12 protein-coding genes are annotated in these 11,538 nt (G+C 63.7%); 10 read left to right on the top strand and 2 right to left on the bottom strand.

Annotation, left to right across the window (positions count from 1 at the left end):
• Positions 1-76 precede the first annotated feature (76 nt).
• Together motA and motB are read left to right on the top strand one after the other, a co-directional pair.
• Complete coding sequence (motA, locus tag ACK59L_RS20770) at positions 77-928, top strand: flagellar motor stator protein MotA (protein ID WP_058605808.1); 852 nt, start codon at positions 77-79, stop codon at positions 926-928.
• Between the two features lie 3 nt (positions 929-931).
• On the top strand, positions 932-1,954 hold the full coding sequence (motB, locus tag ACK59L_RS20765; protein WP_197844774.1) for a flagellar motor protein MotB: 1,023 nt from the start codon (positions 932-934) through the stop codon (positions 1,952-1,954).
• 80 nt (positions 1,955-2,034) lie between these two features.
• On the opposite strand, the gene rsgA is transcribed toward motB, so the two are convergent.
• A complete protein-coding gene (gene rsgA / locus ACK59L_RS20760; RefSeq protein WP_409275757.1) occupies positions 2,035-3,066 on the bottom strand; it encodes a small ribosomal subunit biogenesis GTPase RsgA in 1,032 nt (343 codons plus the stop codon).
• Positions 3,067-3,205: 139 nt separating this feature from the next.
• On the opposite strand from rsgA, the gene orn reads away from it, so the two are divergent.
• Together orn and ACK59L_RS20750 are read left to right on the top strand one after the other, a co-directional pair.
• Complete coding sequence (gene orn / locus ACK59L_RS20755; protein ID WP_027913960.1) at positions 3,206-3,748, top strand: oligoribonuclease; 543 nt, start codon at positions 3,206-3,208, stop codon at positions 3,746-3,748.
• Positions 3,749-3,858: 110 nt separating this feature from the next.
• Positions 3,859-4,470, top strand: coding sequence for a trimeric intracellular cation channel family protein (locus ACK59L_RS20750; RefSeq protein WP_196136594.1), 612 nt, complete (start codon positions 3,859-3,861; stop codon positions 4,468-4,470).
• A gap of 98 nt (positions 4,471-4,568) precedes the next feature.
• Here the strand turns inward: ACK59L_RS20750 and queG are convergent, their stop codons facing one another.
• A complete protein-coding gene (gene queG, locus ACK59L_RS20745; RefSeq protein ID WP_058637985.1) occupies positions 4,569-5,633 on the bottom strand; it encodes a tRNA epoxyqueuosine(34) reductase QueG in 1,065 nt (354 codons plus the stop codon).
• Positions 5,634-5,697: 64 nt separating this feature from the next.
• On the opposite strand from queG, the gene ACK59L_RS20740 reads away from it, so the two are divergent.
• From ACK59L_RS20740 to ACK59L_RS20715, 6 genes are all read left to right on the top strand, one after another.
• Positions 5,698-6,558, top strand: a complete 861-nt coding sequence (locus ACK59L_RS20740; protein ID WP_078477907.1) for an NAD(P)H-hydrate dehydratase — start codon at positions 5,698-5,700, stop codon at positions 6,556-6,558.
• Positions 6,546-7,028 (top strand): tRNA (adenosine(37)-N6)-threonylcarbamoyltransferase complex ATPase subunit type 1 TsaE, encoded by a 483-nt coding sequence (gene tsaE, locus ACK59L_RS20735; RefSeq protein ID WP_058605813.1) that lies wholly within the window; start codon positions 6,546-6,548, stop codon positions 7,026-7,028. The genes ACK59L_RS20740 and tsaE overlap by 13 nt, the downstream gene beginning before the upstream one ends.
• Before the next feature lie 2 nt (positions 7,029-7,030).
• Positions 7,031-8,461: an N-acetylmuramoyl-L-alanine amidase gene (locus ACK59L_RS20730; protein ID WP_058605814.1), complete on the top strand. Its 1,431-nt coding sequence runs from the start codon at positions 7,031-7,033 to the stop codon at positions 8,459-8,461.
• Positions 8,458-10,347 carry a DNA mismatch repair endonuclease MutL gene (mutL, locus tag ACK59L_RS20725; RefSeq protein ID WP_409275753.1) on the top strand — a complete coding sequence of 630 codons (1,890 nt, stop codon included), beginning with the start codon at positions 8,458-8,460 and terminating at the stop codon, positions 10,345-10,347. The genes ACK59L_RS20730 and mutL overlap by 4 nt, the downstream gene beginning before the upstream one ends.
• 1 nt (position 10,348) lies before the next feature.
• Positions 10,349-11,320 carry a tRNA (adenosine(37)-N6)-dimethylallyltransferase MiaA gene (gene miaA / locus ACK59L_RS20720; RefSeq protein WP_409275761.1) on the top strand — a complete coding sequence of 324 codons (972 nt, stop codon included), beginning with the start codon at positions 10,349-10,351 and terminating at the stop codon, positions 11,318-11,320.
• A 94-nt stretch (positions 11,321-11,414) separates the two neighbouring features.
• Positions 11,415-11,538: RNA chaperone Hfq (locus tag ACK59L_RS20715; protein WP_409275760.1), on the top strand; the 124-nt coding region annotated here is incomplete at its 3' end.

Raw genomic sequence — 11,538 nt, 5'->3', positions numbered from 1 at the left:
TGCGGCGGAGGGGGAGAGGAAGAGTTGGCCCGCCCCCGCCTCTTTCCCTGACCACGACAGCAAGTGCTTTGAATCTATGGCTAAAATTATCGGCATCATCGTCGTATTCGCGAGCGTACTCGGCGGCTACGTCCTTTCCCACGGCAAGATTGCGGCGCTGATCCAGCCGTTCGAAGTGCTGATCATCGGCGGCGCGGCCTTTGGTGCGTTTCTGCAGGCCAACCCTGGCTACATGACCATGCACGTTCTGAAGAAGTCGATGAAGATGTTCGGCTCGCGCTTCACCCATGCCTATTACCTGGAAGTGCTGGGGCTGGTCTATGAAATTCTCAACAAGAGCCGCCGCGAAGGCATGATGGCCATCGAGGCCGACATCGAAGACGCCTCGGCCAGCCCGATCTTTGCCAAGTACCCGACCGTACTGGCCGATGAGCGCATGACCGCGTTCGTCTGCGACTACCTGCGCATCATGTCCACCGGCAACATGGCCCCCCACGAACTCGAAGGTCTGTTCGACATGGAGCTGCTGAGCATGAAGGAGGAGCTGGAGCATCCGTCCCACGCGGTCACTGGGGTCGCAGACGGCATGCCAGGCTTCGGTATCGTTGCAGCTGTATTGGGTATCGTCGTCACCATGGCGTCGCTGGGCGATGGTGACCAGGCAGCCATCGGTATGCACGTGGGCGCCGCCTTGGTGGGTACCTTCTTCGGTATTCTCGCCGCCTACGGTTTCTTCGGCCCACTGGCCAAGTGCCTTGAGCACGATGCCAAGGAAGAACTCAACCTGTACGAGTCGATCAAGGCCTCGCTGGTCGCCTCGGCCTCGGGCATGCCGCCGTCGCTGGCCGTGGAGTTCGGGCGCAAGGTGCTGTACCCCAAGCATCGCCCCAGCTTCTCCGAGCTCGAGCAAGCGGTACGCGGTCGCTGAGTCATGGAGAACAATCAGCCCATCATCGTCAAGCGCGTAAAGCGCTTTGGCGGCGGCCACCACGGTGGCGCCTGGAAGATCGCCTTTGCCGACTTCGCCACGGCCATGATGGCGTTCTTTCTGGTGCTGTGGTTGCTGTCGACCGCAACCCCTGAGCAGAAGATCGCCATCGCCGGGTACTTCAAGGACCCGATCGGCTTCTCCGAGAGTGGTACACCTTACGTCATCGACCTGGGCGGCTCGCCCGAGCTGGCGCCGGAGAAGACCATCAACCCCGAGGTCAAATCGGAGCCGACCCCAGACACCAGCATCGAACTGAACAAGGACCAGGTGGAAACCATGGCCGAGCAGGTCGAGCGCGAGCGCCTCGAGCTGCTGCTGCAGGAGTTGCAGAACAAGGTGGAGGAGAACCCGCAGCTGCAGAAGTTCAAGGACCAGATCCTGTTCGAGATCACCCAGGACGGCCTGCGCATCCAGATCATGGACGCCGAGAACCGGCCCATGTTCGACATCGGCAGTGCACGCTTGCAGCCCTATTTCGAGGACATCCTGCTGGCCATGGCCGATACCATCAAGACCGTGCCCAACAAGATCAGCGTCAGTGGCCATACCGATGCCAAGCCGTACGCAGGCGCTGGCGAGTTCGGCAACTGGGAGCTGTCGGCCAACCGTGCCAACGCTGCGCGGCGGGCCCTGGTGGCAGGGGGTTATCCAGATGGCCAGGTGGCACGGGTGGTGGGGTATGCGTCTTCGTCGCTGTTCGATCGCAAGAACCCGTTCAACCCGGTAAACCGTCGGATCGACATCATCGTGCTGACCAAGAAGGCCCAGCGTGATATCGAAGGCGAGCAGGGCGCCGCGCCACCGCCGGCTCAAGCCCCTACCGGGGCGCAGCCACCTTCAACGACCGCACCGGCACCCTCGGCGGCCGATGACCAGACGCCCATGCAACCACGTGAGTTGCGCCAGAAGCTCAACATCTTCGAGGACGGCACGTTGAAGATGGATGAGACCAAGGAACAGTAAAGGCTTGGCAGCCCCGTTGGGCTGCCGGTCACTGCCGGGGCGGACAAGGCACCCCGCCTGCATTGGGCGTGCAGGGTTGATCAGTAGGTTTCTTCCGGCAGGCTGGCGATGATCGAGCGGTAGCTGTTCATCCGCTGTGGCTTGATTCGCCCGTCTTCCAGGGCCTTGAGCAGCGCGCAACCAGGCTCGCGATCATGTTTGCAGTCGCGGAAGCGGCAGGTGCCGAACAGGTCGCGGAACTCGATAAAGCCCTCTTCCACATCGGTGCGGCTGACGTGCCCCAGGCCGAACTCACGGATGCCCGGCGAGTCGATCAGGTCGCCCCCGTTGGGGAAGTGGTACAGGCGGGCGGTGGTGGTGGTATGGGTGCCCTGGCCCGACCATTCCGACAGGTCACCGACCCGGGTACCGGCCTGTGGCAGCAGGCTGTTGACCAGCGACGACTTGCCCACCCCCGACTGACCGACGAAGACGCTGATGTGTCCATCCAGTGCCTGCTGCAGGCGCTGCATGCCATCCCCTTGATGCGCCGACACTTCCAGCAGCGGGTAGCCCAGTTCACGGTAGACGTCCAGGAGCGCTTGCAGGCCTGGCCCGTTCTCGTCATTGACCAGGTCAGCCTTGTTCAGCAGCAACAGGGGCCGCAGGCCGGCATGCTCGGCGGCCACCAGGTAGCGGTCGATAAGGTTGGGGTGCGGTTCCGGCGCCGGTGCGAAAACGATGACGATAAGGTCGACATTGGCCGCCACTGGCTTGAGCTGGCCATGGTTGTTGGGCCGGCACAGTTCGGTTGCACGGGGCATCTGCGCAACGATGACGCCGATCCCCTGGTTGCCGGCACGCCAGACCACGCGGTCGCCAGTGACCAACGCAGGGAGGTTGGCGCGCAGGTGGCAGCGAAACACCTGGCCTGCGGCGTCGCCATCCTGGGCTTCGACTTCAACTTGTACACCGAAGTGCGCGATCACCAGCCCCAGCTGCTCGGGCCCAAGGTCTCCGCCTTCCAGTTCCTGCAAGGCATGCTGCTCGCGCTTTGCCGCACGTGCAGCGCGCTCGTTCTGAATCTTTTCGATACGCCAGTTCTGGCGACGGTTGAGCTGGCGTTTGGCCATGAACGCTCCGTAGAAGGCCCCGTGCGGGGCGTAGAAAACGACTGGCAGTCTAGCATGCCGGGCCTGAACGCTGTCCGCTTCACTTTGGTTCGTGGGGGTGCACTGCGCTAATATAGGCCTCCATCGGAGGAGTGCCTGCATGCAAAACCCACAGAACCTGATCTGGATCGACCTGGAGATGACCGGGCTGGATCCGGACAGCGATGTCATCATCGAGATGGCCACCATTGTCACCGACAGCGACCTCAATACGCTGGCCGAGGGCCCGGTCATCGCCATCCACCACAGTGATGAAGTGCTGGCGCGCATGGACGACTGGAACACCCGCACCCACGGCGCCTCCGGCCTGACCCAGCGTGTGCGCGAGAGCCAGGTGAGCATGGCCCAGGCCGAGGCCCAGACCATCGCCTTCCTTGAGCAGTGGGTACCTAAAGGCAAGTCGCCGATCTGCGGGAACAGCATCTGCCAGGACCGTCGGTTCCTGTACCGGCACATGCGTCAGCTGGAAAATTACTTCCACTACCGCAACCTCGACGTCTCCACCCTCAAAGAACTGGCAGCGCGCTGGGCCCCCGAAGTGCGAGACAGCTTCAGCAAGGGCAACACGCACCTGGCGCTGGACGACATTCGTGAATCCATCGCCGAGCTGCGTCACTACCGCGAACATTTCATCAAATTCTAAAAAACGCAGCTCACGCGCTTCACGCGGCCATCGGCGTACGCCCCCGGCACTGCTGCCCGAGGCCGTGCGCTGATGGTCGCTTGAGCGGGTGATCGGTGTGGGTCTTGCTCATGTTGCTGATGCTTTATCTGATCGCCATCACCGCCGAAGCGATGACCGGTGCGCTGTCTGCCGGCCGTCGTGGCATGGACTGGTTCGGGGTGGTGCTGATCGCGTGCGTGACCGCATTGGGCGGTGGCTCGGTGCGTGACGTGCTGTTGGGGCACTACCCGCTGACCTGGGTCAAGCACCCGGAATACCTGGTGCTGACCAGCTGCGCGGCGCTGTTGACCATTTTCATCGCGCCGATGATGCGCCGCCTGCGCACCCTGTTTCTGGTACTCGACGCCTTGGGGCTGGTGGCCTTTACCCTCATTGGTTGCATGACCGCGCTGGAGATGGGGCAGGGCATGCTGGTGGCGTCCATCAGCGGGGTGATCACGGGGGTCTTCGGCGGGATTTTGCGGGATATCTTCTGCAATGACATTCCGCTTGTGTTCCGCCGGGAGCTTTACGCGAGCGTGTCGTTCGCTGCGGCCTGGTTCTACCTGGGCTGCGATTACTTCAAGGTGCCCGCAGAGCAAGCCATGCTGCTGACCTTGTTCGGTGGCTTTCTGGTGCGATTGCTGGCTATCCGCTTTCACTGGGAGATGCCCAAGTTTCATTACAATGACCAGCAGTGAGGCTGGGCGCCCGCACCGGGCTAGCGGGCCCTGGCTTTGTGCTACACCGCAAAGGTGCAGAGGCCGCTGTGCGGCCTATCGCGGCCTCCCCTTGAGGGTCATGCCACCCCGTGCCGGGCAAGCGCCCATTCCACGTGTTCCCTCACCAGTGGCGAGGCATCGTCGCGTCGCGCCTTGAGGGCTTCGATGACCGGGATCGTGGAGGGGGCGTTGCCCAGGCCGACGGCCAGGTTGCGCAGCCAGCGCTCATAACCGGCACGGCGCAGAGGTCCGCCTTCGGTCTTGCGCAGGAAAGTAGGCTCATCCCACAGAAACATCTGCGCCAGTTCCGCATTCTCCAGGCCGTGGCGGGGCTGGAAGTCCTGCTCGCGGGTGGGCTTGGCGAAGCGGTTCCAGGGGCAGACGATCTGGCAGTCATCGCAGCCGAACACCCGGTTGCCCATCATCGAGCGCAACTGCACCGGGATCGGCCCCTTGAGCTCGATGGTCAGGTAGGAAATGCAGCGGCGGGCATCGAGCACGTACGGGCCGACGAAGGCCTGGGTTGGGCAGATGTCCAGGCAAGCCGTGCAGCGGCCGCAGTGCTCGCTGGTGGTGGCCTGGTCTACGGGCAAGGGCAGGTCGACGAACAGTTCGGCCAGAAAGAAATAGCTGCCGGCCTTGCGGTTGAGCAGCAGGGTGTTCTTGCCGATCCAGCCGAGCCCGGCTTGTTCGGCAAGCGCCTTTTCCAGCACCGGCGCGCTGTCGACGAAGGCTCGGTAGCCAAAGGGGCCGATGGCCTGCTGGATGCGGTCGGCCAGCGACTGCACACGCTTGCGCACCAGCTTGTGGTAGTCCCTGCCCAAGGCATAGCGGGATACGTAGGCCTTTTCCGGTTGGGCCAGGCGCTGCGCCATTTGCGTGTCGCCGGGCAGATAGTCCATGCGCAGCGAGACGACGCGCACGGTGCCTGGAATCAGCTGCTCGGGGTGGGCGCGCTTGCTGCCGTGTGCCCCCAGGTATTCCATCTCCCCCTGATAACCGGCGTCCAGCCAGCGCTGCAGGTGATGCTCGTGTTCGCCCAGGTCGATACCGGCGATGCCGACGTGGGCAAAGCCCAGTTCCTGGCCCCACAGCTTGATGTTATGGGCCAGTGCGTCGAGGTCAGGAGTGAAGGCGGACATGGATGGGCAAGCAATACGGGCAGAGGTGCGTATAATTCTGCCAGACATTGGAGCTTTTGACCCCATGCAACAGACCAGTAACCCCGTACACGCCCCCACAGTGCTGAGCAGCCTGACCGTTGCCCGCCTGCCACCACGCCCTGCTCAGGCCCATAAAGGTGACTTCGGCCATGTGCTGGTGGTCGGCGGCGACCTTGGCACCGGCGGCTCCGTCCTGCTCAGCGCCGAGGCCGCGTTGCGCTGCGGCGCAGGGCTGGTGAGCGTAGCCACGCGGCCGGAGCACGTGGCCGCCGGGCTGACCCGCATGCCCGAAACCATGTGCCTGGGCGTGCAGTCGGCCAACCAGTTGATGACCGTGCTGGGCCGCGCTTCGGTGGCGGTCGTGGGGCCTGGCCTGGGGCAGGCGGCATGGGGGCGCAGCCTGCTGTCCGCCGTGGCCAACGCCGAGGGCGCGCAGGTTTGGGATGCCGATGCCCTGAACCTGCTGGCAGCCTCGCCCCTTGCGCTGCCCAGTGGCAGTATCCTGACCCCGCACCCAGGCGAAGCTGCACGGCTGCTGGGCATTTCCACCGAAGCGGTGCAGGCGGACCGCCCGGGTGCAGCGCGCAAGCTGGCACGCCGCCACAACAGTGTGTGCGTGCTCAAAGGCGCAGGTACCTTGGTCGCCGACCCCGAAGGGCGGTTGGCGCGCTGCGACCGTGGCCATCCAGCCATGGCGGGCGCAGGCCTTGGAGATGTGCTCAGTGGTGTGTGCGGCGCGCTGCTGGCCCAGGGGCTTGGCGCCTGGGACGCCGCAGGCCTGGGCGTCTGGCTGCATGCCTGTGCTGGCGAGCGCCTGGGTAGCGGCGGCCGGGGGTTGGCGGCCAGTGATCTGATACCTGTGATTCGTGCGTTGTTGGAGGAGCATTCAGCGTGTCTGGCTTAAACCTGTTTCTGGCCGATGAAGCGGCCATGGTTGCCTTTGGCGGCCAACTGGCCGGTGTGACCGGTGGGCGCGGGATCATCTTCCTGGAAGGCGACCTCGGCGCTGGCAAGACAACCCTGTCTCGCGGCCTTATTCGTGGGTTGGGCCATACGGGTGCAGTGAAAAGCCCTACATTTACCGTGGTAGAACCCTACGAGATTGGTGATGTCCGAGCTTTTCACTTCGACCTCTATCGGCTGGTCGATCCGGAGGAGCTTGAGTTCATGGGCATTCGTGACTATTTCGAGGGTGATCCACTGTGCCTGTTCGAGTGGCCACAAAAGGGTGCGGGCGTTTTGCCAAAGCCTGACCTGACCATTACCATAAGCCCCCAGGCGAGCGGACGCTCGCTTGTACTTTCGCCGCAGGGGGCTCGCGGCGACGCCTGGTGCGTGGCACTGGCCGAATACTATAAACAGCAAGCGGGGTAGGTATGCGCATACGCGCACTGGTCGCCATCGTTGGGCTTTTGCTGACAACGGTGACCGTTGAGGCTCTGGCCGTCACTCAAGTCAAGAGCGTGCGCCTGTGGCGTGCGCCGGACAACACCCGGCTGGTCTTCGACCTGTCTGGCCCTGTGCAGCACAGTGTCTTCACATTGAGCGCACCCGATCGGCTGGTCATCGACATCAATGGCGCAACCCTGGGCGCACCCTTGAAGGTGGCGACGTCCAATACGCCGATCAGCAGCGTGCGCTCGGCCCAGCGCACGCCGACCGACCTGCGGGTGGTCGTGGACCTGAAGAAATCGGTCACGCCAAAGAGCTTCACCCTGGCGCCTAACGCGCAATACGGTAATCGCCTGGTGGTCGACCTGTACGATCAGGAGGCGGACGCCATCGCCGCCAGTGCCCCACCGCCTGCGCCGCCACCGGTGCAAACGCCAGCCACCACGCCAGCGGTGCCCGTCACGCCAACCCAGCCAGCCATCAAGCTGCCACCGGTGCCCAGTGGCAAGCGCGATATCGTGGTGGCCATCGATGCCGGTCACGGTGGCGAGGATCCAGGCGCTTCGGGCTCCAGCGGGCAGCATGAAAAAGACATCGTCCTGCAGATCGCCCGCGAACTGCAGCGCCAGATCAACAGCGAGAAGGGCTTTCGCGCCGAGCTGACGCGCACCGGCGACTACTTCATCCCGTTGCGCAAGCGCACCGAGATCGCCCGCAAAAAAGGCGCCGACCTGTTCATCTCCATCCACGCCGATGCTGCCCCGTCGCGCGCTGCCTTCGGCGCCTCGGTGTTCGCCTTGTCCGACCGCGGTGCCACCTCCGAGACCGCACGCTGGCTGGCCGATACTGAAAACCGCTCTGACCTGATCGGCGGTGCCGGCAATGTCAGCCTCGATGACAAGGACCGTATGCTGGCCGGGGTGCTGCTCGACCTGTCGATGACGGCCACGCTCAGTTCCAGCCTCAACGTCGGTCAGAAGGTGCTGGGCAACATGGGGCGTATCACCTCGCTGCACAAGCAGCGCGTGGAACAGGCCGGCTTCATGGTGCTCAAGTCCCCGGACATTCCCTCGATCCTGGTAGAGACCGGCTTCATCTCGAACAATGCAGAAGCCGCCAAGCTGGCCACACGCAGCCACCAGCAGGCATTGGCGCGCTCCATTCACACCGGGGTTCGCCAGTACTTCCAGCAGAACCCACCGCCAGGCACTTACGTGGCGTGGCTGCGCGACAGCGGCAAGATCGCCCAGGGCCCGCGTGAACATACGGTGCGGCCCGGCGAAACCCTGGCCATGCTTGCGGTTCGCTATCAGGTCAGCGTCACCAGCCTGCGCAGCACCAATAGCCTAAAGACCGATGAGCTGAAGGTCGGCCAGCGCCTGGACATTCCTGCCACCACGTTGGCTTCGCAATGAGCGGCGGCTCACGTATCCAGCTGCTCAGCCCGCGGCTGGCCAACCAGATTGCGGCTGGCGAGGTGGTGGAACGGCCGGCATCGGTTGCCAAGGAGCTGTTGGAAAACAGTCTTGACTCCGGTGCTCGCCGAATCGACGTCGACGTCGAGCAGGGTGGCATCAAGCTGCTGAAGGTGCGCGACGATGGCAGCGGCATCTCTGCCGACGACCTGCCGCTGGCGCTGGAGCGCCATGCCACCAGCAAGATCCGCGAGCTCGAAGACCTTGAAGGCGTCCTGAGCCTGGGGTTTCGCGGTGAAGCCTTGGCCTCGATCAGTTCGGTCGCCCGGCTGACCCTGACCTCGCGCACGGCCAACGCCAGCGAAGCCTGGCAGGTGGAAACCGAAGGGCGCGAGATGACCGCGCGGGTGCAGCCTGCTGCGCACCCAGTCGGCACGTCCGTGGAAGTGCGCGACCTGTTTTTCAACACGCCGGCGCGGCGCAAGTTTCTCAAGGCCGAGAAAACCGAATTCGACCACTTGCAGGAAGTGATACGGCGCCTGGCCCTGGCCCGGTTCGACGTGGCCTTCCATCTGCGGCACAACGGCAAGAGCATTCTGAGCTTGCACGAGGCACGCGAGGAAGCCGACCGTGCCCGGCGGGTGGGCGCCATCTGCGGTCCGGGTTTCATGGAGCAGGCCCTGCCCATCGACGTGGAGCGCAACGGCCTGCGCCTGTGGGGGTGGGTCGGGTTGCCGACCTACTCGCGTAGCCAGGCAGACTTGCAGTACTTCTTCGTGAACGGGCGCGCGGTGCGCGACAAGCTGGTGGCCCATGCCGTACGCCAGGCTTACCGGGACGTGCTGTTCAACGGCCGTCACCCCACCTTCGTCCTGTTTCTTGAGCTTGAGCCCAACGGCGTGGACGTCAATGTTCACCCGACCAAGCACGAAGTGCGCTTCCGTGAAGGACGCAGCGTCCACGACTTTCTGTACGGCACCTTGCACCGTGCCCTGGCCGATGTGCGTCCCGAAGACCAGTTGGCTGCCCCGGCTGCCCTGCCTGAGGCGACCCGCCCGACGGGGCAGCAGGCAGGCGAGTTCGGGCCCCAGGGCGAAATGCGCCTGGCTGCGGCCGTGCTCGAGCAACCGCGTGCTGCGCCGTCTCCCGCTGCCGGCAGTGGCAGTGGCGCGGGTTACCAGTATCAATACACACCCAGGCCGTCGCAGCCATTGCCGGCTGCCGAGGCCCAGGCGGTCTATCGCGAGTTCTACAAGCCCTTGAGCGAAGGCGCCGCCGCGCTGCCGGAAAGCCAGGGCGACATCCCCCCGCTTGGCTTCGCGTTGGCCCAGCTCAAGGGCATCTACATCCTGGCCGAGAACGCCGCAGGCCTGGTGCTCGTCGACATGCATGCCGCCCATGAACGGATCATGTACGAGCGGCTGAAGGTGGCCATGGCCAGCGAGGGTCTTAGCGGTCAGCCATTGCTGGTGCCCGAAACGCTCGCCCTGAGCCAGCGCGAGGCCGATTGCGCCGAAGAACACGCCGCCTGGTTCCAGCGCCTGGGCTTCGAGTTGCAGCGCCTTGGCCCGGAAACCCTGGCGATTCGCCAGATTCCTGCGTTGCTCAAGCAGGCTGAAGCCAACCGCCTGGTACAGGATGTGCTGGCGGACCTCATGGAGTACGGCACCAGCGACCGTATCCAGGCCCACCTGAACGAATTGCTCGGCACCATGGCCTGTCACGGTGCCGTGCGTGCCAATCGGCGCCTGGCGATCCCGGAAATGAACGCCTTGCTGCGCGACATGGAAAACACCGAGCGCAGCGGCCAGTGCAACCATGGCCGTCCCACATGGACCCAGATGGGCCTGGATGATCTGGACAAACTATTCCTGCGCGGTCGATGAAATGAGTGGCAAGCCCCCTGCAATATTCCTGATGGGCCCGACGGCGTCGGGCAAGACCGACCTCGCCATCGAGCTGAGCAAGGTTTTGCCCTGTGAGCTGGTGAGCGTCGATTCCGCCCTGGTCTATCGGGGCATGGACATCGGTTCGGCAAAGCCCTCCAAGGCTGTGCTGGCTGCCCATCCGCACCACCTGATCGACATCCGCGACCCGGCCGACGCTTACTCGGCGGCGCAGTTTCGTGCCGACGCCTTGCGCGTGATGGCCCAGATCACCGCCCGCGGCAATATCCCATTGCTGGTGGGCGGAACCATGCTCTATTTCAAGGCATTGACCGAGGGGCTGGCCGACATGCCGGCGGCCGATGCCCAGGTCAGGGCCGAGCTCGAGGCCCTGGCCGAGGCCGAGGGCCTGGAGGCGCTGCACCAGCAATTGGCTGAGGTCGATCCGGAGTCGGCCGCGCGCATCCATCCCAACGATCCGCAGCGGTTGATCCGGGCGCTGGAGGTGTACCGGGTCAGCGGGCAAAGCATGACGGCCCATCGACAGCGTCAATTGGCTGAAAGTAGCGGTGCAGACGCAAGCGCCTGCGGTCATTTGCCCTATACTGTCGCCAGTCTTGCGATTGCGCCTACAGATCGTCACATTCTGCATCAGCGAATTGCGTTACGATTTTCACAGATGTTGGAACAGGGCTTTGTTGACGAGGTCCGATTGCTGCGAGCCAGAAGTGACTTGCACGCCGGGCTGCCGTCTATACGGGCAGTGGGCTATCGGCAGGTCTGGGATTACCTGGACGGCCAGCTGACTGAGAATGAGATGCGTGAACGCGGTATCATCGCGACCAGGCAGCTGGCCAAGCGGCAATTCACCTGGCTGCGTAGCTGGCCAGACGTGCATTGGCTCGACAGCCTGGCCTGCGACAATCTGTCCCGCACCTTGAAATACCTTGGGGCCGTCTCCATATTGAGCTGAGTCCCTGCTGATTGCCGTCTATCCTTGTGAAAGCCGGCCTTACTTATCGTTTTTTCAGATTTTCCAATTATTTATCCTTACAGGAGTGCGGCATATGTCAAAAGGGCATTCGCTACAAGACCCTTACCTGAATACCTTGAGAAAAGAAAAGGTTCCGGTTTCGATCTACCTGGTAAACGGCATCAAGCTGCAAGGCTCGATCGAATCGTTCGACCAGT

Source organism: Pseudomonas sp. KCJK9111 (genome assembly GCF_046231935.1).
In the GTDB taxonomy this organism is placed as follows: Bacteria; Pseudomonadota; Gammaproteobacteria; order Pseudomonadales; family Pseudomonadaceae; genus Aquipseudomonas; species Aquipseudomonas parafulva_B.
This window is presented reverse-complemented; position numbering and strand designations above follow the sequence as displayed.